This is a genomic window from Shewanella sp. MM_2022_3, from assembly GCF_022557375.1.
Lineage (GTDB): Bacteria > Pseudomonadota > Gammaproteobacteria > Enterobacterales > Shewanellaceae > Shewanella > Shewanella xiamenensis.
On record NZ_JAKZGV010000002.1, the window covers coordinates 216,117 to 236,332 of the forward strand.

Annotated in this window: 16 protein-coding genes; 7 read left to right on the forward strand and 9 right to left on the reverse strand. The window is 46.0% G+C overall.

Annotation, left to right across the window (positions count from 1 at the left end):
* The first annotated feature begins 215 nt into the window (after positions 1–215).
* Both MMG82_RS02175 and MMG82_RS02180 read left to right on the forward strand, forming a co-directional pair.
* Positions 216–854 carry a TetR/AcrR family transcriptional regulator gene (locus tag MMG82_RS02175; RefSeq protein ID WP_037429545.1) on the forward strand — a complete coding sequence of 213 codons (639 nt, stop codon included), beginning with the start codon at positions 216–218 and terminating at the stop codon, positions 852–854.
* 16 nt (positions 855–870) lie between these two features.
* The gene (locus tag MMG82_RS02180; RefSeq protein ID WP_099458141.1) at positions 871–3,150 is read left to right on the forward strand and encodes an acyl-CoA dehydrogenase; all 2,280 of its coding nucleotides are present in this window, start codon (positions 871–873) and stop codon (positions 3,148–3,150) included.
* 140 nt (positions 3,151–3,290) lie between these two features.
* On the opposite strand, the gene pyk is transcribed toward MMG82_RS02180, so the two are convergent.
* Together pyk and MMG82_RS02190 are read right to left on the reverse strand one after the other, a co-directional pair.
* Positions 3,291–4,730: a pyruvate kinase gene (gene pyk, locus MMG82_RS02185; RefSeq protein ID WP_047538466.1), complete on the reverse strand. Its 1,440-nt coding sequence runs from the start codon at positions 4,728–4,730 to the stop codon at positions 3,291–3,293.
* A gap of 185 nt (positions 4,731–4,915) precedes the next feature.
* A complete protein-coding gene (locus MMG82_RS02190; RefSeq protein ID WP_011072455.1) occupies positions 4,916–5,770 on the reverse strand; it encodes a MurR/RpiR family transcriptional regulator in 855 nt (284 codons plus the stop codon).
* A gap of 312 nt (positions 5,771–6,082) precedes the next feature.
* Here MMG82_RS02190 and zwf point away from each other — a divergent pair, with 312 nt between their 5' ends.
* Genes zwf through MMG82_RS02210 form a run of 4 tightly spaced genes read left to right on the forward strand, consistent with a single transcriptional unit; the run spans position 6,083 to position 10,764 of the window.
* Positions 6,083–7,555 carry a glucose-6-phosphate dehydrogenase gene (zwf, locus tag MMG82_RS02195; RefSeq protein ID WP_037418717.1) on the forward strand — a complete coding sequence of 491 codons (1,473 nt, stop codon included), beginning with the start codon at positions 6,083–6,085 and terminating at the stop codon, positions 7,553–7,555.
* A 9-nt stretch (positions 7,556–7,564) separates the two neighbouring features.
* Entirely contained in the window at positions 7,565–8,263 is a 699-nt protein-coding gene (gene pgl, locus MMG82_RS02200) for a 6-phosphogluconolactonase (RefSeq protein ID WP_037418721.1), read from the forward strand.
* A 12-nt stretch (positions 8,264–8,275) separates the two neighbouring features.
* A complete protein-coding gene (gene edd / locus MMG82_RS02205) occupies positions 8,276–10,102 on the forward strand; it encodes a phosphogluconate dehydratase (protein WP_037418724.1) in 1,827 nt (608 codons plus the stop codon).
* Positions 10,103–10,122: 20 nt separating this feature from the next.
* Positions 10,123–10,764, forward strand: coding sequence for a bifunctional 4-hydroxy-2-oxoglutarate aldolase/2-dehydro-3-deoxy-phosphogluconate aldolase (locus tag MMG82_RS02210; protein ID WP_037418729.1), 642 nt, complete (start codon positions 10,123–10,125; stop codon positions 10,762–10,764).
* 65 nt (positions 10,765–10,829) lie between these two features.
* Here the strand turns inward: MMG82_RS02210 and MMG82_RS02215 are convergent, their stop codons facing one another.
* The 3 genes from MMG82_RS02215 to MMG82_RS02225 all read right to left on the reverse strand — a co-directional run bounded on the left by MMG82_RS02215 (position 10,830) and on the right by MMG82_RS02225 (position 14,218).
* On the reverse strand, positions 10,830–12,170 hold the full coding sequence (locus tag MMG82_RS02215) for an anti-phage deoxyguanosine triphosphatase (protein ID WP_218738532.1): 1,341 nt from the start codon (positions 12,168–12,170) through the stop codon (positions 10,830–10,832).
* Between the two features lie 25 nt (positions 12,171–12,195).
* The gene (gene yfbR / locus MMG82_RS02220) at positions 12,196–12,783 is read right to left on the reverse strand and encodes a 5'-deoxynucleotidase (RefSeq protein ID WP_037430288.1); all 588 of its coding nucleotides are present in this window, start codon (positions 12,781–12,783) and stop codon (positions 12,196–12,198) included.
* A gap of 220 nt (positions 12,784–13,003) precedes the next feature.
* Complete coding sequence (locus tag MMG82_RS02225; protein ID WP_099458138.1) at positions 13,004–14,218, reverse strand: pyridoxal phosphate-dependent aminotransferase; 1,215 nt, start codon at positions 14,216–14,218, stop codon at positions 13,004–13,006.
* A gap of 740 nt (positions 14,219–14,958) precedes the next feature.
* Between MMG82_RS02225 and MMG82_RS02230 the strand changes: the two genes are divergently transcribed.
* The gene (locus MMG82_RS02230; RefSeq protein WP_037418738.1) at positions 14,959–16,341 is read left to right on the forward strand and encodes a Na+/H+ antiporter NhaC family protein; all 1,383 of its coding nucleotides are present in this window, start codon (positions 14,959–14,961) and stop codon (positions 16,339–16,341) included.
* Positions 16,342–16,554: 213 nt separating this feature from the next.
* Here the strand turns inward: MMG82_RS02230 and MMG82_RS02235 are convergent, their stop codons facing one another.
* The 4 genes from MMG82_RS02235 to kdnA form a co-directional block, all read right to left on the reverse strand.
* Positions 16,555–16,770: a DUF2897 family protein gene (locus MMG82_RS02235; RefSeq protein ID WP_037418741.1), complete on the reverse strand. Its 216-nt coding sequence runs from the start codon at positions 16,768–16,770 to the stop codon at positions 16,555–16,557.
* A 28-nt stretch (positions 16,771–16,798) separates the two neighbouring features.
* Complete coding sequence (gene kdsB / locus MMG82_RS02240) at positions 16,799–17,536, reverse strand: 8-amino-3,8-dideoxy-manno-octulosonate cytidylyltransferase KdsB (RefSeq protein ID WP_011622622.1); 738 nt, start codon at positions 17,534–17,536, stop codon at positions 16,799–16,801.
* A gap of 82 nt (positions 17,537–17,618) precedes the next feature.
* A complete protein-coding gene (gene kdnB / locus MMG82_RS02245) occupies positions 17,619–18,689 on the reverse strand; it encodes a 3-deoxy-alpha-D-manno-octulosonate 8-oxidase KdnB (protein WP_055648240.1) in 1,071 nt (356 codons plus the stop codon).
* Between the two features lie 19 nt (positions 18,690–18,708).
* Positions 18,709–19,896 carry an 8-amino-3,8-dideoxy-alpha-D-manno-octulosonate transaminase KdnA gene (gene kdnA, locus MMG82_RS02250; RefSeq protein ID WP_037418748.1) on the reverse strand — a complete coding sequence of 396 codons (1,188 nt, stop codon included), beginning with the start codon at positions 19,894–19,896 and terminating at the stop codon, positions 18,709–18,711.
* Positions 19,897–20,216: the final 320 nt, after the last annotated feature.

The following is a 20,216-nucleotide window of genomic DNA, read 5'->3' on the forward strand; positions in this document are numbered from 1 at the left end:
TTACAATCCGCTGTTGTTTTTGTGTTGCACATTCTACCTAAGTGGATTGTATTTTGAATAAAACTTGATGGCTTTTGGCTCTTTTTTGCAATCACTGTGATTGGCTTGTTAAGCCTCGTTGTTGTGACGAAGCTTATTTGGTCATTTTTCGTTTGACAATGACCATACCAATGTTTAATTTAAACGAGTGTTTTAAATTAATTCAAGGTCACGGAATGGCAAGTCGATCTGATACAAAAACAAGAATACTTGATGCTGCAGAGAAACTCTTTGCTGAAAGAGGTTTTTCTGAGACGTCATTACGACTTATCACTAGCAAGGCAGAGGTCAATTTAGCGTCGGTGAATTATCACTTTGGCTCTAAAAAAGAGTTAATCCGTGCAGTGTTAGCCCGCTATTTAGACGTTTTTATGCCCGCTGCATCGACGGCTATAAAACGTTTACATACTGCATCCTCTCAGGCTTCGCTAGAGGATATTTTATCGGCGTTAGTCGATCCGTTATTGGATTTAAATGACTTGCGCACGGAAGGTACCACAATTTTCCTACAGCTACTTGGACGAGGTTATATCGAAAGCCAAGGGCATCTCCGCTGGTTTATCACCACCCACTATGGACAACATCTAGATACCTTTGTGAAGGCGGTATCGGCTAGTGCTCCGCATATTCCTCAGGCAGAAATGTTTTGGCGCTTACACTTTACCCTCGGCACAATCGTTTTCACTATGGCTTCAGCTGACGCCTTAAACGATATTGCTGCGGCCGAATTTGGCGAGCACAACGATATTGAAGCCGTGATCCGTAAAGTGATCCCCTACATGGCCGCGGGCGTATCAGTTCCCGTAGCTTCTTAATAAAAAGGTCTTGATTATGTTGACGATTATAATTATTGCCCTGATAGCTGTTATTGCGCTGTTTGCAGTAAAAAGCCTCAGAATGCAATTTATCACCCAGCCAGTTTTCCATTTTTTCAAAAAAGTGTTACCGCCATTATCCGATACTGAGCGCGAAGCGATGGAAGCGGGCGATGTATGGTGGGAAGGGGAATTATTCCGCGGTAATCCGAACTGGAACACGCTGCACAGCTACGGCAAGCCAACGCTGACGGCAGAAGAGAAGGACTTTATTGATAATCAGGTCATGACGGCCCTGACAATGATCGATGATTTTGACATTGTCCATAATCGTAAAGATTTGCCGCCAGAGCTGTGGGATTATTTCAAAAAAGAAGGCTTCTTTGCGCTGATCATTCCGAAAAAATTTGGTGGTAAAGCGTTTTCGGCTTATGCCAATTCGACGATTGTGAGCAAGTTAGCTAGTCGTAGCGTGAGTGCTGCGGTAACTGTGATGGTACCTAACTCATTAGGCCCTGGTGAATTATTAACTCACTATGGCACTGAAGAGCAAAAGGAACGTTGGTTACCTGCATTAGCTAAAGGCGATGAAATACCTTGCTTTGCGTTAACAGGCCCAGAAGCAGGCAGTGACGCGGGCGCAATCCCAGATGTGGGCATTGTGTGCCGTGGTGAGTTTAACGGCGAAGAGGTATTAGGCCTTAAATTAACCTGGAATAAGCGTTATATCACCTTAGCACCTGTTGCAACGGTATTAGGTTTAGCCTTCCAGATGCGCGATCCTGACGGTCTATTAGGTGATAAAAAGAATCTTGGTATTACCTGCGCGTTGATCCCAACGGATCATCCCGGTGTGGTGATTGGTCGTCGTCATAATCCACTTAATATGGCGTTTATGAATGGTACAACCCAGGGCGATGAAGTCTTTATTCCGCTCGATTGGATCATTGGCGGTCCAGAATTTGCGGGCAGAGGCTGGCGCATGCTGGTTGAATGCTTATCAGCGGGTCGCGGTATTTCTCTGCCAGCGCTGGCAACTGCTTCAGGCCATATGGCAACCAAAACCACCACAGCGTACAGTTATGTGCGCCACCAATTTGGCATGGCGATTGGTCAGTTTGAAGGGGTGCAAGAAGCCCTTGCTCGCATTATTGCCAATACCTACCAGTTAGAAGCTGCACGTCGTTTAACCACCACAGGCATTGACCTTAAAGTCAAACCCTCAGTGGTGACGGCTATTGCGAAGTTCCACATGACCGAACTTGGCCGAGCTGTTATGAACGATGCGATGGATATTCAGTCGGGTAAGGGGATCCAATTAGGACCTAAAAACTACCTCGGCCATCCTTATATGTCGAATCCAATTTCGATCACCGTAGAAGGCGCGAATATTCTTACCCGCTCGTTAATGATCTTTGGTCAAGGCGCAACCCGTTGTCATCCTTACGTTCTGGCCGAAATGGAAGCGGCAGCTATGGAAAATCAGCACGAGGCGCTTGCGCGTTTTGACTCGTTGCTAATGGGCCATATGGGGTATGCGACGCGTAACGCGTTCAGTGCATTATTTAGTGCCTTAACTGCGAGCCGTTTTGGTAGCGCCCCAGTAAGTGGCGAAACCAAACAGTACTACAAAGATATGTCCCGTTTATCTTCGGCGCTGGCCTTTATGACGGACATTTCAATGTTGATTATGGGCGGCGATTTAAAACGCAAGGAAATGTTGTCTGCACGGATGGGCGATGTATTGAGTCAGTTGTACTTAGGCTCTGCAACGCTAAAACTATTTGAAGACAATGGTCGCCAACAGGATGATTTACCTGCGGTACGTTATGTAATGGCTAATCGCTTGCACTTAGCGGCGAAAGCACTAGAGGATGTGATCCGCAACTTCCCAAACCGCCCTGTTGCTTGGTTATTGCGAGCACTCATTTTCCCCATCGGCAATCATTTTAATGCGCCGAGCGATAAAATGGCGACTGAGCTTGTCTCTGGCATGTTAAAACCAAGTCCTGCCCGTGAGCGTATTACCTTCCTTTGTCCTGAGTTTGAAGGCGATGTGGGTGGTATTGCTGAAGTAGAACAAGCGTTTGTAGCACAGTATGCCTGTAAAGAGATTTACAAAAAGCTCAAAAAAGCACAGCGCAGCGGTGAGTTACCTGCAAAAGTACCAAACTTGGTTCTATTTGCTAAAGCGTTAGAGCAGGGCACGATTAATAGCGAAGAACATCAAACACTATTGCATGCGGATAAGTTACGTTTAGCCGCTATCAATGTGAATGATTTTGAAGCCTTATAATCTGATTTGCTAGCACGACTACAATAGTTTGACGCTGTTACAAAAGATAAAAAAACCACCTCAACTGAGGTGGTTTTTGTTTTTAAGTTTAATGACTTTTCGCCTAACTTTTTCGTCTAACGAAAGCCAATCAGCAAAGATTAAGCGACGATTAGCACTTTACAAGTGTTAGTGCCACCGATGGTTTCCATCGCATCACCTTTGGTCATTAACACTAAGTCACCGCTGTGTAAGTAACCCGCTTTGGTTAATGACTCCAATGCTTTTTGCGCGAGCTCATCGGCTGGATAGATCGTTGAGTCGAAGTTAATCGGTAATACACCACGGTACAGAGCCATCTTCGCCAGTGTTGTGTCATGGCGAGATAGGCCAAGGATTGGTAAAGATGAACTGATACGCGACATCAGTTTAGGTGTTGCACCTGATTCTGTTAAAGCAATAATCGCTTTAACACCTTCTAGGTGGTTTGCCGCATACATAGTCGATAGGGCGATGGTTTCTTCAACTGAGGTGAAACGTGCATCCAATCTGTGTTTAGAGACTTTCACACTTGGGTGAGATTCTGCACCAACACACACATTCGCCATTGCTTTAACCGTTTCTTCAGGGAAGTCACCGGCAGCGGTTTCGGCTGATAACATCACGGCGTCTGTACCATCAAGCACGGCGTTTGCCACGTCCATCACTTCTGCACGGGTTGGCATTGGGCTTGAGATCATTGACTCCATCATTTGGGTAGCAGTGATGACGATTTTATTGAGCTGACGTGAACGGGCGATGAGTTTCTTTTGCACTGCCACAAGTGCAGCATCACCAATCTCAACCCCTAAATCTCCACGGGCAACCATGACAACGTCAGAGGCTAAAATCACATCATCCATTGCTTCATCGCTAGCAACGGCTTCTGCACGTTCAACTTTCGCGACGATCAGTGCATTGCTACCAGCCTGCTGTGCTAAAGAACGTGCGTATTCTAAATCGGCACCGCTACGTGGGAAGGAAACCGCTAGATAATCCACTTGGATCATCGCTGCGGTGAGAATGTCAGCCTTGTCTTTTTCGGTCAGTGCCGCAGCGGACAAACCACCACCTTGCTTGTTGATCCCTTTATTGTTTGATAAAGGACCAGCAACCGTTACCGTCGTATGGACTTTACGACCTTCGACGCGCTCAACACGTAGTTGGACTCGGCCGTCATCGAGCATCAGGATGTCGCCAACATTCACATCATCAGGTAATTGCTTATAGTCGATACCGACTTGATTCTCATCGCCTTCACCTTTGGGGAGTTCAGCATCAAGAATATAAGCTTGGCCTAATTTCAGTTGGACTTTCTTGTTGTCTTTAAAGGTAGAGACACGGATTTTAGGACCTTGTAGGTCACCTAAAATCGCTACATGTACACCTAATTCTTTTGCAATTTCGCGAGCTTGAGTCGCGCGTTTGAGATGATCTTCGGGGGAGCCGTGGGAGAAGTTAAGACGAACAACGTTTGCACCTGCCGCGATAATGCGGCGTAAGTTATCGTCACGGTCAGTGGCGGGGCCCAGGGTGGTGACGATTTTGGTTCTGCGGAACATAAGATACTCCGTTAAAGTTAAAAAAATCTTGTGACTATATTAGCATGCAATTCCAAATTATGTAGTAAAGTTACAATCAAATTGATCTGAAGTTATGTTTTAAAATTGTGAGGTATCGCTGAAATTTGCTTTAAAAAAGGCTAGACGTAGGGTTTGCGCTAGCCTTTTTAAAGATAGGAAGTGAATTACAGTATCGGATCTTTATTGATACGAGACTCTTTCAACACTTCTTTTACCCGTTTTAAATTATCACGGAAACGAGGGCCGCGGCGTAGGGTAAAACCCGTCGCCAATACATCTATAGTCACCAATTGCGCTAAACGCGAGGCCATAGGTAAATACATATCTGTATCCTCTGGCACCTCCATCGTCACAGGCAGTGTACATTCCATCGATAACGGCGAGTTACGAGCCGTAATACCAATAACGGCAGCGCCGTTTTCTCTTGCTAAACGTGCTATTTCAATCAATGACTTAGTGCGGCCTGTGTGGGAAATTAAAACCACAACATCGCCTTCATTGCTGTTGATACAACTCATGCGTTGCATCAGAACATCGTCAAAACAGATGACAGGCACATTAAAACGGAAAAATTTATTTTGTGCGTCATGGGCGACTGAGGCTGATGCCCCTAAGCCAAAGAATGAAATTGTCTTGGCCTGAGTCAGAATATCAACGGCTTTATTGATGGCCGCTACGTCTAAACTTTGACGGGCAGTATCTAAAGAAGCCATTGAAGATTCGAATATTTTTGTTGTGTATGATTCGGGAGAATCATCTTCTTCAACATGGCGACTCACATAAGGCGTGCCGTTTGCGAGACTTTGTGCCAGATGTAACTTAAAATCAGGAAAGCCTTTAGTATCTAAGCGGCGACAGAAACGGTTCACAGTAGGTTCACTGACATCAGCCATCTTAGCGAGTGTGGCGATACTGGAGTGAATAGCTGTTTGCGGAGAGGCTAAGATGACCTCTGCAACCTTGCGTTCTGACTTACTAAAATGGGTGAGGCTTTTTTGAACCTTTTCTAGGGTATTCATACGCGTATGTCCGCTAAATTGAGTATGTAATTTTATTTTTTTTTGTTTAGTGCCACAGATCAGCTTGACGATCCCACTAATCAAGATTGCTTAAGTAAGTTTTACGTCGGTTTTTGAAATAAGAATTTACTATCATCAGTAATTTAAGCACAAAAATCATATCAGATTTATGCCTTAGGTGCCTAGTTAGCTAGAATGTTAATATTGATAAAAAGAGATGCATTTAACAAATTCTGTTGTTATATTACAACAAAAGTGTGGATTCCTTCATTAGCATGAAGGGACACGACATACAAAGGAGAGCGTAACGCAATGGGCAAAACATCATCAGGCGCCAAAGCTTGTGACTTCGTACTCTTTGGTACTAAAGGCGACTTGGCAAGACGCAAGTTGTTACCTTCTTTATACCAGTTAGATAAGGCTGAACTTCTCGACAAAGATACTAAGGTGATCGGTGTCGCAAAAGATGAATTTAGTCAGGATGAGTTTAGAGAGCTAGTCATTCTTGCGTTAAACACCTTCGTCAAAGAACCCCTCTGCGAAGAAACGCTTAACCGATTCGTGTCCCGTTGTCATTATGTCGGCACTAATTTTACTGATTCAGCAGGTTACAGCGCCTTCCATGAATTGCTCAAACCAGAAGAGCGCGTCATGGTCAGTTACTTTGCCACCCCACCGTCGATTTTTGGGGATATCTGCCGCTGTTTACATGAACAAAATCTGATCCACAGCGACTCGCGCGTCGTTCTCGAAAAACCCATTGGCTCTGATCTCGCATCTTCCCGTGTGATTAACGATCAAGTTTCTGCCTACTTTAAAGAAAGCCAAGTCTACCGTATCGACCATTATCTCGGTAAAGAGACAGTTCAAAACTTAATTGCGCTGCGTTTTGCTAACTCCTTATTTGCCTCTAAATGGGATAACCGGACCATTGACCATGTCCAGATCACGGTTGCCGAAGAAGTGGGTATCGAAGGCCGTTGGGGTTACTTCGATAAAGCTGGTCAAATGCGAGATATGATCCAAAACCACTTACTGCAAGTGTTGACGCTGGTTGCGATGGATCCCCCTGTTAACTTAGATGCTGACAGTATCCGCGATGAAAAGGTGAAAGTACTGAAGTCGCTGCGGCCGATTAATGCTGACAATGTCTATGAAAACACCGTCCGTGGTCAGTACAGTGCGGGCTTCCTCAAGGGCAGTCCAGTGCCTGGTTATTTAGAGGAAGAAGGGGCGAACGTGCACTCGCATACTGAAACCTTTGTGGCGCTGCGTGTCGATATTGATAACTGGCGTTGGGCTGGCGTGCCGTTTTATCTGCGCAGCGGTAAGCGCATGCCGTTTAAGAGTTCTGAAATTGTGGTGTATTTTAAAAATCCACCGCATAACTTGTATCGCTCTAGCTACCGTAACTTGCCACCTAACAAGTTAACCATCCGTCTGCAACCACACGAAGGGGTTGAGATCCAGATGATGAACAAGGTGCCAGGGTTAGAGCAAAAACAACGTTTGCAAACCACCAAACTCGACTTGAGTTTCTCTGATACTTTCAAAAACGAGCGCATTGCCGATGCCTACGAGCGTTTATTGCTTGAAGCCATGCTCGGTAATCAAGCCTTGTTCGTTCGCCGAGACGAAGTGGAGCAAGCTTGGACATGGGTTGATGGCATCATCCAAGCATGGGAACAGAGCAATGAAAAACCGAAACCTTATCCTGCGGGCACTTGGGGCCCCGTGGCTTCCGTCGCGCTGATCACCAAAGACGGTCGTTCGTGGGATGAATAGGGGGCTTTGATGATTAAAGAAACCGTATTTAAATCCTTTGATACACCTGCTGCGCTCGAGCAACAGTTAGCGAATAAGATCGCTAGCCAGTTACAAGAGGCGGTGGATGCCCGTGGTAAGGCGAGTTTAGTGGTCTCTGGCGGCTCAACGCCGCTGAAACTGTTTGAGCTACTTAGCATGAAATCTATCGACTGGAGTGATGTTTACATTACGCTTGCCGATGAGCGTTGGGTCGATGTCGAAGATAGCGCCTCTAACGAACGTTTAGTGCGCGAGCATTTATTGCAAAACCGCGCGGCCAATGCCAAGTTCCGCGGATTGAAGAATATGTTTTCCACCGCCGAAGCGGGCGCCGATATGACCGCCGAGTTGCTGTCTAACTTCCCGCGTCCCTTCGATGTGGTGGTGCTCGGGATGGGCAACGATGGTCACACTTGCTCATGGTTCCCTTGCAGTGCTGAGTTAAACGATGCCTTAACTACTCAAGCTTTGTGCGTGGCAACCAACCCAACCACGGCGCCCCATGGTCGGATCACATTATCTAAGAATGCGATCCTCAATAGCAGACAGATTTATCTGCATTTGGTTGGGGAACAGAAATTATCCGTATATCGTCAAGCCTTAGAAAATGATGATGTTAATGCTATGCCTATCAGAGCCGTATTAGCGCAGCGTAAAACGCCCGTTGACGTGTTCTGGAGCGCTTAAGGAGTCACTCTCATGCACTCAGTCGTTCAATCTGTTACCGACAGAATTATTGCCCGTAGCAAAGCATCACGTGAAGCATACCTTGCTGCATTAAACGATGCCCGTAACCATGGCGTACACCGTAGCTCGTTAAGCTGCGGTAACTTAGCTCATGGTTTTGCGGCTTGTAACCCCGATGATAAAAGCGCATTACGTCAATTGACGAAGGCCAATATCGGGATTATTACTGCATTCAACGATATGTTGTCAGCACATCAACCCTATGAAACGTATCCTGATTTGCTGAAAAAGGCCTGTCAGGAAGTGGGTAGTGTTGCGCAGGTGGCCGGTGGTGTTCCCGCCATGTGTGACGGCGTGACTCAAGGTCAACCTGGGATGGAGCTGAGCTTACTGAGTCGTGAAGTGATTGCCATGGCAACCGCGGTTGGCTTATCCCACAATATGTTCGATGGCGCCTTACTCCTTGGTATTTGCGACAAAATCGTGCCCGGTTTATTGATTGGTGCGTTAAGTTTTGGCCATTTACCTATGCTGTTTGTGCCAGCAGGCCCGATGAAATCGGGTATTCCTAACAAGGAAAAAGCCCGTATTCGTCAGCAATTTGCCCAAGGTAAGGTCGATAGAGCACAACTACTCGAAGCGGAAGCGCAGTCTTACCACAGTGCGGGTACTTGTACCTTCTATGGTACGGCTAACTCAAACCAATTGATGCTCGAAGTCATGGGCCTACAATTGCCCGGTTCATCTTTTGTGAATCCAGACGACCCACTGCGTGAAGCCCTGAATAAAATGGCGGCGAAGCAGGTTTGTCGCTTAACCGAACTGGGCACTCAATACACGCCTATTGGTGAAGTTGTTAATGAAAAATCGATAGTGAACGGCATTGTTGCATTGCTGGCGACCGGTGGTTCAACAAACTTAACCATGCATATCGTGGCGGCGGCGCGTGCAGCGGGCATTATCGTGAACTGGGATGATTTTTCTGAATTATCCGATGCGGTGCCATTGCTGGCTCGGGTTTATCCAAACGGTCATGCGGATATTAACCATTTCCACGCCGCGGGCGGGATGGCCTTCCTTATCAAAGAATTACTCGATGCGGGCTTACTGCACGAGGATGTCAACACAGTTGCAGGTTTTGGTCTACGTCGTTACACCCAAGAGCCCAAATTACTCGATGGCGAGCTGCGCTGGGTCGATGGTCCAACCGTCAGCTTAGATACCGAAGTATTAACCTCTGTCGCTACACCTTTCCAAAACAACGGTGGTTTAAAACTGCTTAAGGGCAACTTAGGCCGCGCGGTGATAAAAGTGTCTGCCGTTCAACCGCAGCATCGAGTGGTGGAAGCGCCCGCTGTGGTGATTGACGATCAAAACAAACTCGATGCGTTATTTAAATCCGGCGCATTAGACCGAGATTGTGTGGTGGTGGTGAAAGGCCAAGGGCCGAAAGCCAATGGTATGCCAGAGCTGCATAAACTAACGCCGCTGCTAGGTTCACTACAGGATAAAGGCTTTAAAGTGGCGCTGATGACCGACGGTCGTATGTCGGGTGCATCGGGCAAAGTGCCTGCGGCGATTCATTTAACCCCAGAAGCGATTGATGGTGGGTTAATTGCAAAGGTACAAGACGGCGATTTAATTCGTGTTGATGCGCTGACCGGCGAGCTGAGTTTATTAGTCTCAGACACCGTGCTTGCAGCCAGAACTGCCGCTGAAATTGATTTACGCCATTCTCGTTATGGCATGGGTCGTGAGTTATTTGGGGCACTGCGTTCAAACTTAAGCAGTCCAGAAACCGGTGCGCGTAGTACTAGCGCCATCGATGAACTTTACTAATACAAAGGAAGAATAACGCAATGCTTGAGAATAACTGGTCATTACAACCACAAGATATTTTTAAACGCAGCCCTATTGTTCCTGTTATGGTGATTAACAAGATTGAACATGCGGTGCCGTTAGCCAAAGCACTGGTCGCCGGTGGGATTAGCGTGTTAGAAGTGACATTACGCACGCCGTGTGCTCTTGAAGCGATCACTAAAATTGCTAAGGAAGTGCCAGAGGCGCTGGTCGGCGCGGGGACTATTTTAAATGAAGCCCAGCTTGAGCAAGCGATTGCCGCTGGCGCGCAATTTATTATCACCCCTGGTGCAACAGTTGAACTGCTCAAAGCGGGGATGCAAGGCCCGGTGCCGTTAATTCCTGGCGTTGCCAGTATTTCCGAAGTGATGACGGGTATGGCGCTTGGTTACACCCACTTTAAATTCTTCCCTGCTGAAGCGTCTGGTGGAGTGGATGCTCTCAAGGCTTTCTCTGGCCCATTAGCGGATATCCGTTTCTGTCCAACGGGTGGAATTACGCCAAGCAGCTATAAAGATTACTTAGCGCTTAAAAATGTTGATTGTATTGGTGGCAGTTGGATTGCGCCTACCGATGCGATGGAGCAGGGCGATTGGGCGCGTATTACTCAGCTGTGTAAAGAGGCAATTGGCGGACTTTAATCCGTGATTGCTCGCCCTAATAAAAAACCACCTTCTCGGTGGTTTTTTATTACTATATCAAGAGGTTACATTTCTTTACTCAACTCCACGTTTGAGCCAGCCTTAGGGCTAAAGAGTTGTTGATAGAGCCGTCCGGCAAACTCGTCCGTCATCCCTGATATATAATCGGCTAAGACTCTGTGACTGTTTAGACCCTGTTGTTCGCTTGCGCGCCAACGCTCTTGAGTGTTAAGCGGTAACAGGCGCTCGGGATCGGAGGCAAATGCTTCAAATAACCCCATCACAATTTGTTGCCCTTTGTATTCGAGCATTTGGATCTCGGGTTTACGGATAACATATTTATACACTAGCTGTTTTAACACATTGAGCGCATGGGCAAAGTCGGGTTCAAGGCTGGCATTAAACCGCAGCAACGGTTCCTCGAAAGCCGGATCGTCATTGATGATAATGGCGGTGACAAAGCCATTCACTAAGGTACCTATGGCATCTTTACGCAGATGATGCTCGTGGGAGAACAGTTTAGTACCGATATCGGCCAATTCTTGGCGGATCCAGAGATCATTACTGTGCTCAAATGTTGGCGCCACATCCTGCTGCCATTGTGATGCCGTTACTATCCCCATGACGATGGCATCTTCAAGATCATGTACTGCATAGGCAATATCGTCCGCCAGCTCCATGATGGAACAATCGAAGGATTTATATTGGGTACGCAGGTGCGGGTAGTTGGGCTGAACACTTGGTTGGACTGAGGTAAAGCGAGTTCTATCTGCCGCAGATAATGGCTCAAGCACCCAGTCGAAGATGTCATTATCATCGTCGAATATGCCTTTAACAGGCGGCCATTGTGACGGTTTAAGCTGTCTGTGGTTGGTGATTTCAGGATGATTGCCTGCGACAAACAGGTGCGATTGTGGTGCGGGATATTTTAAAATTCCTAACATGGTTCTGCGGCACAGATTCATCCCAAAATCTAAGGTGTAGGGCTCGAGTTTAGAGAGAATACGAAATGTCTGGCCATTGCCTTCAAAGCCTCCGTGGTGGCGCATCATATAGTTAAGGGCTACTTCACCACCATGACCAAAGGGCGGATGGCCAATATCATGGGCAAGGCATAAGGATTCCAGCAAACTCATTGAGTCTAATAAGGGCTTATGCTCGGGATATTTACGGCTCAGCTGAGCGGCGATCCCCGTGCCGATTTGTGAGACCTCCAATGAGTGGGTTAAGCGTGTGCGATAGAAGTCATTCATGCCTACGCCAAGCACTTGGGTTTTTGCTTGCAGGCGACGAAATGCAGCAGAGTGGAGGATGCGCGCTCTGTCCCTTTGATATGGGCTGCGATGATCATTACGTCTTTGTTTATCTTCACCATGGCGGCGTTCTTGCCAAACACTTGCGGTCATATGCATTCCTAGCGGGAGTGGTACATCAGAGCATCTTGTTTATTTCGTCTAAATTCAAGGTAAAACTGGGTACAAAGCAATCCATAAAATATTTCACGGCAGGATTAGGATTGGACTCGAGCATGGCTTCGAGGCGTTTTCGTGCGGTGTTAAATTCAGTATTGCCAGCGCGATTTTCCTCTAAACACTTCAGGTAAGCACATAGGGTATCGGCTGATTTAACTATGGCTTTGTAGATCGGATCGGCGTTATCACTGATAAACAGGCTGCGATAATCCTCTTTAAATTCATCAGGTACCATATCGAGCATGCGCTGCTCGGCGATGGCTTCAATTTTTTTATACTCAGCTTCAATTTCTTTATTGAAATACTTCACCGGGGTGGGTAAATCGCCAGTTAAGATCTCACTGGCATCATGGAATATGGCCAAACTGGTTGCTTGATGGGCATCGAGAGTCGTGCCAAATTTCTTATTACTGATGATGACTAAGGCGTGTGCCACCATGGCGACTTGCAGAGAGTGTTCCTGCACGTTTTCGGTGCGCACGTTGTACATTAAAGGCCAACGCTGGATAAGTTTCATTCTGGCAAGGTGGGCAAATAAATGACTCATAAGGCTCCTTTAAATGAAGGCTAAAAGGCGCGTCACTCGACTCTGAAGATAATTGAAAAGCAAAGTGCAAGTACGGCTATTGAGCGTAAGCCTAACACTTATCGCAAGGATAAGTGAGTGAAATAATGGCAGGATTTACAGAACAAATACAAAAATAAAGCGATCCCGTGGATCGCTTTATTGCCTAGGTTCGCTAAGTAAGCGTGATGCTGAAACCTATTTATTGTTTATAGGCTTCCAGGAAGTTACCAAATTCAGTTAATGCCTTTGTCAGATCTTCTTTATAGGGTAAAAACACCACTCGGAGATGATCAGGTTCCGGCCAATTAAAGGCCGTGCCGTGCACTAATAGGATTTTTTTATCCCTTAATAAATCGAGTACTAGGCGCTCATCATCCCTGAGATTGAACTTTTTCATATCCAATTTGGGGAAAGCATAGAGTGCGCCCTTCGGCTTTTTCACGCTCACACCTGGGATTTTATTCAACAGCTCGTAACAGGCGTCTCTTTGGACAGTGAGGCGGCCATTAGGCAGTATCAGCTCGTTAATACTTTGATAGCCACCGAGTGCGGTTTGAATCGCATGTTGATTGGGCACGTTAGCACACAGGCGCATCGAGGAGAGCATCTCTAACCCTTCGATATAACTCTTTGCAGCCTTAAGATTACCAGACAACATCATCCAACCAACACGAAAGCCCGCAGCGCGATAAGCCTTGGATAGCCCATTGAAGGTAACCGTTAAAATATCGTCCGACAGACTAGCCGCAGGAATATGTTTGGCTTCGTCGTATAAAATTTTGTCGTAAATTTCATCAGCAAATAAAATTAGGTTGTGTTCACGGCAAAGCTCGATAACTTGCAGCAGTAATTCTTTGCTGTAAACCGCACCCGTAGGATTATTCGGGTTGATCAGTACAATACCACGGGTGCGAGAAGATATTTTGCTCTTAATATCATCAAGATCGGGAAACCAATCCGCTTCTTCATCACAGCGATAATGTACGGCTTTACCGCCGGCTAAGTTAGCTGCGGCCGTCCACAGTGGGTAATCGGGCGAAGGGATCAGTACTTCATCAGCGGTGTTCAATAAGCCCTGCATGGCCATCATAATCAGTTCTGACACGCCGTTACCAATATAGACATCTTCGATATCAACGCCATAGATACCCTGCGCTTGATAATGCTGCACGATCGCCTTGCGGGCTGAGAATAATCCTTTTGATTCACAGTAGCCCTGGGCACTCGGGAGATTAAGGATCACATCGCGCACAATTTCTTCGGGTGCTTCAAAACCGAAGGGAGCTGGGTTACCAATATTGAGTTTGAGGATCCTGTGTCCTTCGTCTTCTAAACGTCTGGCTTCCTTGTGCACTGGGCCGCGGATGTCGTAGCAAACAGTATCCAGCTTATTGGATTTGATGATAGGGCGCATTTACACCTCGAAACATGCAGTTAATTTTGGCTTAAGTTTGTGCACCATAACGAAATTATCTGATTTAAGGAAGGGGCATTGAGCACAAATACCATGTTTTTTTTATTAAACGTACTAGTTAAATATGCTTTAACCTGGCATTAAATAAATTTATACAAGTTATATGTGCCGTTATTGTGTCTGATTTTGATTTTTTATACTGCATCTTGTTATGGGGTTAGCCTTTGTACCTATCAATTAGGCTGCATTGGCTCATGCACTCTGTTTTACTACAACCGCATTACCCTAGGGGCAAGATGTTAGTAAAAATGTTAATCAGTGTTTGCTTAACTGCTGATTTATCAGAGTTGATTTAAGTTAATGTCGCATTATCCTGCATTCGGTAATTTTTCGATATTTAGGCAGATTAACTGAATGCTTATTAAGCATTTAGGTTGAAATAAAAAATTCATCACACTCTAGTTATTTTGTTTAAAATCAAGTTGATAAATCATTTTTTAATTCAAGATGAAAAATTATTTAGCGCTAGCATAAATTTATAGTTGACTCGATATTCGATGCGCTTTATTTTCTGCGCGATGTTTTCGGCAGGGCACCTAAGATAACAAGCTTTTAGCAGGTTTTATCAGCGGAGTTAGTCATCATGAAGCAGCAATATTGGCGTCCGTTATCGAGGTGATTTCAGGCGCTGTTCTAAAAACTTTTGCCTTTTAGGCGACTTATTTAGAGGACCTAAGTGCATGTCTGAACCGACAGCGTTAAGTCTTATTCCACCTTTGGTGGTATTGGTGTTGGCCGTTTGGTTACGCCGCCCCATTTTATCTTTGATCATTGGTGCGGTAACGGGTTTTTTGTTACTTGATCCAACGCAAGTTTTAAATAATTTTGCAAGTACTTCATTAAAAGTCATGGCCGATGAAACTATCGGTTGGTTGATTTTGGTGTGTGGCTGTTTTGGTGCCTTGATTGCGCTGTTAGTACGTACTGGCGGTGCTTTGGCATTTGGTCGAAATGCATTGAAATTTGCAAAAGGGCCAAGATCTTCCCTGTTTATGACCTTTATTCTGGGGATTGTGATTTTTATTGATGACTATCTGAATGCGCTAACTGTGGGTGAAACCATGAAGCGTGTAACGGATAAGTTTAAAGTCTCCCGCGAAATGCTGGCTTATGTGGTGGATTCCACAGCGGCTCCTGTGTGTGTATTAGTGCCGCTCTCCACGTGGGCGGTGTTTTTTGGTGGCTTACTGGTCGATAACGGTGTGGCCGCTGAAGGTCAGGGCATTAGCGTCTACATGCAAGCTATACCCTATATGCTTTATGCTTGGTTAGCCGTCGCGATGGTATTACTGGTTGCATTGGGCGTGGTACCTGCTATTGGCCCGATGAAAAAAGCCGAGCTGCGCGCAGCAAAAGGCGAGCCCGCTGAAGCGCAGGTCGATTTAGACCAAGTGCAAACCTCTGATGAATATGCCATCGCGGCAATTGAAGAAGAGTTTAAGCATGCTGACAATCAAGGCAAATTGCATAACTTTTTAGTGCCAATTTTATTACTGGTTGCTTTTACCGTTTATTTTGATATCGACGTGTGGAAAGGGTTATTAGCGACGCTGGTTATCACGCTCCCTTACTATGCAGTTCAGCGTTTGATGCCTCTCTCTGAAATGATGGATCAAATGATTGATGGTTTTAAGAGCATGTTGCCAGCTATTGGTACTGTCATTGCGGCATTTGTGTTTAAAGATGTGTGTGATGCGCTATTACTGCCACAGTACGTGATTGAATCTTTAAGCCCATTTATGACGCCTAAGCTGTTACCTGCCGTGGTATTCCTATCAATGGCGATTTTGGCCTTTGCGACGGGTTCTAGTTGGGGAATTTTTGCAGTAACTATCCCAATTGTGATGCCACTGGCGCAATCGGTGGGTGCGGATATTCCATTAGTGATCGGTGCGCTGTTGTCGGCTTCTTCTTTTGGTAGCCAAGCGTGTTTCTACTCTGATTCAACCGTTTTAGCTGCCCAAGGCTCGGGTTGTAACTTAGTAAGCCATGCTGTGACTCAGCTACCTTATGCGCTAATTGCCGCGGTTATTGCATTCTTTGGCTTTATCCTGATTGCTTAATACGTGACTTAATACATAAAAAACCAGCTTCGGCTGGTTTTTTTATGCGCGAATGTTAATTGTAGCTTTGTGCTAACCGCTAGTTTATGGATGAATCACTTGAGTTCGTTTGTTACAAAATCTGAAGTAGGATTTAAAGGGATGGTAAGAAATGCAAAAAGGCGCCGATGCGCCTTTTTGTGAGGGGAGATCAAGATGAATGTTAATCTTAGTCTATTTGGACTGATTCGAAGACTTATCTGGATTTTGCGTTTCGTTACCATCGGCTTCGTGTGGAGGCTGAGTCATGTCGGATTTTAGTTGTTTCTCTTTATCGTGCTGACCAAACTGTGGCAGTTTGAATTTGGCACTGTATTTCAGTGCGGCAAGATTGCTGGCAATCACACCTACCACCAAAATTATAATGATCCACACTTCTAAGCTCGACATAACAACTCCTTATTGAGCAACACCCTGATTAATCAACGGCTAAGCGCTGCTCACACTTACGAATATCTTCTGGCGTGTCAACTTCGATTGAGTCGAAGGCACTGATAGCGACTTTGATCTTATGGCCATGTTCTAGGGCGCGTAGCTGCTCTAACTTTTCAAGATCTTCGAGGCGGCCTAATGGTAGGGCTGCAAAGGCTTGCACAAATCTGCGTGTGTAAGCATACACGCCTAAGTGCTTGTAAACTGGATAATCTTTGGTATCGCGACCGAAGGGAATACGCGCGCGGGAGAAATACAGCGCGTAATAGTCGTTATCGAACACCATCTTCACATGCATAGGATCGTCAAGTTCGGCCTTGTTGACAATTTCATAGCCGAGGGTCGCCATTTCAAACTCGCCTGGATGACGTTCGAAGAGGCTGATCACTTGCTCGATGGAAGTCGGGTCGATTAGGGGTTGGTCGCCCTGAAGGTTGATGACCAGATCGTCATCCTTTAAACCTAATTGGTTAATCGCATCATTGATACGGTCTGTGCCCGATGCCGCATCAGGGCTGGTCATGACCACTTTGCCACCGAAGCCTTCGACGGCGCTTTTAATACGCTCATCATCGGTTGCAACGTAAATATTGGTGAGGCCTTTGGCTAACGACGCGCGTTCATACACGTGTTGGATCATCGGCTTGCCGTTAATCGGGGCTAAAGGTTTGCCCGGGAAGCGGCTTGAACCATAACGCGCCGGGATTAACAGAGTGACATTCATTAAATTATCCTATTTTATCAAAGATATGCAGTGTAGATAGACAAAAGGGCTCACCATGAGCCCTTGTCATCTGCTTGAGAGCTTAAATGCGACGGAACAGGGCAGTCAACATTTCGTCAGTGACTTTCTCTTCCCATGTTGGGCCGTACACGTTTGCCCATAATGGACCCATGCTCTTAGTCACGGCAACCATTTTCGCGATGGTTTCATCTGGTAGATCTTTACAGATGTTCTTCGGCAGGGTGATGTTGTGTTTCTTCATCATCTGACGGAACTCTGCCACGCCTTCTGGGTAGAATTCTTCTAACACGTCAAAGGCGATACAGTTACCGATACCATGATGGTAGCCGAGGATGTAAGACAGACCATAGGATACCGCGTGGCATGCACCTACTTGGCTGTAAGCGATACTCATACCGCCCATAAATGACGCCATCATCAGCTTGTCGTCTTTTTCTGGGTGATCTTCTAAGTACACTTGGCGGCAAAGCTCCATGGCTTTTTCGGCATAGGCTTTAGAGAATTCGTTTAAGAAGGTACCTTCTAAGGATTCCACACAGTGGATATAGCAATCCATACCGGTGTAGAACCACTGGTCAGTTTCAACGCCATCGATTAACTCTGAGTCCATGATGATTTGGTCGAACACTGTATAATCTGAGTTCAGACCCAGTTTACGCACTGGACCACACAATACTGCGGTGCGTGACGCTTCAGCACCGGTACCAGAAATTGTTGGAATACCAATGTGGTGTACCGCTGGGTTTTTGATTAAATCCCAACCTTGGTACATGGCTGAGCCGCCTGGGTTGGTCAGCATTAGCGATACCGCTTTTGCCACGTCCATGGTTGAACCGCCACCTAAACCAACGACGCTGACGGGCAGTTTGCTATTGAAAGCTTGCACTTGTTCGGTCAGGGCATCGATTTGAATCGTGCTTGGCTCTTCATCAACGTTAACCCAAATCAGTAAGTCTTGGGCTTTGACTGGGATGCGTGCTTCGAGTGGTTTGCCTTGGTGAACGTCATCGACTAAAAATACCACGAAGTCATCGTCGGTTTTACGCTGGGCAGCTAAGACGTCGTCTAATTGGGCGAAAGAGCCACGACCGAAGATCATCTTTTCAACTACTTTAAAATTTTTAAAACTCATTGCAAAAACTCCCGTTTAATTATTGGGCAAATGCTTTCTTAATGTTTTCAATACGCTCGGCAATCTGAGCATCGGTCCAAGACAATTTAATGAGCATAGAAATAGTGCGGCTCATAATGGCATCAGATTTCGGCACAGAAATTTGAGTATAGTCAGGTCGGTCGGCGATTAATGTGATTGGTAACGCAGCAGGGGCCTTAAGCTCCTGAATGTGTTTCCAGTTTTTCAGATAATGCCAGTTGTTCACGTACCAGTAGAAGCAGCCATCTACACCATTTGCAGCTAATTTCTTGCTGATCTCTTGGGTACGGGCTTCTGTTGGTAACATAAAGCTTAAGAAGCCAGCTGAATCACCCTCTGGATCGGGGATTTCGCGGAAGCTGACTTCAGGAATGCTCGCCATAGCTTCTTTAATGGCTTTTTTGTTTTTACGTTGAATGTCGATAATGGTATCGAGTTTACGTAACTGGGCTAACCCTAAGGCCGCATTCATTTCAGAGATACGGAAATTCAGACCCATAATCGGGTGTGACTCGGCGCCACGGTCTTTACCAATATGGTCATGGCCGTGATCGGAGAACTGGTGGGCGTTATCGTAAATTTCGGTATTATTGGTGATCACCGCCCCGCCTTCACCACAGGTGATGGTTTTAACAGAATCGAAAGAGTAACAACCGACATCACCGATAGTACCAAGGGCTTGGCCCTTGTAGCTGCCGCCAATGGCTTGGCAAGCATCTTCTAACAATACTAAGTTGTGCTTTTTACAAATGGCTTTGATTTCGTCCATCTTGGCCATAGAGCCACACATGTGTACTAAGTTTACCGCTTTAGTACGTGGAGTAATTGCCGCTTCAATGCCTTCTGGTGATAAACACAGTGTTTCGTCGATTTCGGCAAAAATCGGTACTGCACCGGCCATGAAAATCGCTTCTACAGACGCTACGAAGGTAAAAGGTGGCACGATAACTTCATCGCCAGCGCCAATGCCCGCGGCCATCATCGCCGTTTGCAGCGCGGCGGTACCGCTTGATAACAGATGAGCATGCTTAACATTCATTTTCTCGCAGAGCAGTTGCTCCATATCGCGAGTCTTCCAGCGATCATTACGCATATGGTCGAAGTTATAACGGAAGGTAAAGCCGTGCTCCATCACATCGGCAACTTCTTGTTTTTCTTCTGGACCAAATAATTCAAAACCGGGCATGGAAGGTATCTCCTTAGAATTTGTGGCGCATGGTCGCGCTGCAATTAACTGGCGGATTATAACTGGGCTAAAGATCCCTTGCGATGTTTTCTTGATGAAAATAAGGTCATGTTGAGATTTCGCGCTTAGTTTTTGCTCACTTAGCAAGACTAGATGAATGAAATGATAAATGTTGTCTAAGGCGATGAAGTGAAATGGTCTCCTCGAGATAGATTTTGGTCATTCCTCGTAAATGAATAGCGAGTCTTTGCCTTTAGGGCGTAAAACCAAAAACCTGCACAGTGGCAGGTTTTTGTGGCGTCAGTTGGGCCGTTAATGGC

Coding starts and splice junctions, on each gene's coding strand:
- MMG82_RS02175 (WP_037429545.1), top strand. CDS start 216: ATGGCAAGTCGATCTGATACAAAAACAAGAATACTTGATGCTGCAGAG.
- MMG82_RS02180 (WP_099458141.1), top strand. CDS start 871: ATGTTGACGATTATAATTATTGCCCTGATAGCTGTTATTGCGCTGTTT.
- pyk (WP_047538466.1), bottom strand. CDS start 4,730: ATGTTCCGCAGAACCAAAATCGTCACCACCCTGGGCCCCGCCACTGAC.
- MMG82_RS02190 (WP_011072455.1), bottom strand. CDS start 5,770: ATGAATACCCTAGAAAAGGTTCAAAAAAGCCTCACCCATTTTAGTAAG.
- zwf (WP_037418717.1), top strand. CDS start 6,083: ATGGGCAAAACATCATCAGGCGCCAAAGCTTGTGACTTCGTACTCTTT.
- pgl (WP_037418721.1), top strand. CDS start 7,565: ATGATTAAAGAAACCGTATTTAAATCCTTTGATACACCTGCTGCGCTC.
- edd (WP_037418724.1), top strand. CDS start 8,276: ATGCACTCAGTCGTTCAATCTGTTACCGACAGAATTATTGCCCGTAGC.
- MMG82_RS02210 (WP_037418729.1), top strand. CDS start 10,123: ATGCTTGAGAATAACTGGTCATTACAACCACAAGATATTTTTAAACGC.
- MMG82_RS02215 (WP_218738532.1), bottom strand. CDS start 12,170: ATGACCGCAAGTGTTTGGCAAGAACGCCGCCATGGTGAAGATAAACAA.
- yfbR (WP_037430288.1), bottom strand. CDS start 12,783: ATGAGTCATTTATTTGCCCACCTTGCCAGAATGAAACTTATCCAGCGT.
- MMG82_RS02225 (WP_099458138.1), bottom strand. CDS start 14,218: ATGCGCCCTATCATCAAATCCAATAAGCTGGATACTGTTTGCTACGAC.
- MMG82_RS02230 (WP_037418738.1), top strand. CDS start 14,959: ATGTCTGAACCGACAGCGTTAAGTCTTATTCCACCTTTGGTGGTATTG.
- MMG82_RS02235 (WP_037418741.1), bottom strand. CDS start 16,770: ATGTCGAGCTTAGAAGTGTGGATCATTATAATTTTGGTGGTAGGTGTG.
- kdsB (WP_011622622.1), bottom strand. CDS start 17,536: ATGAATGTCACTCTGTTAATCCCGGCGCGTTATGGTTCAAGCCGCTTC.
- kdnB (WP_055648240.1), bottom strand. CDS start 18,689: ATGAGTTTTAAAAATTTTAAAGTAGTTGAAAAGATGATCTTCGGTCGT.
- kdnA (WP_037418748.1), bottom strand. CDS start 19,896: ATGCCCGGTTTTGAATTATTTGGTCCAGAAGAAAAACAAGAAGTTGCC.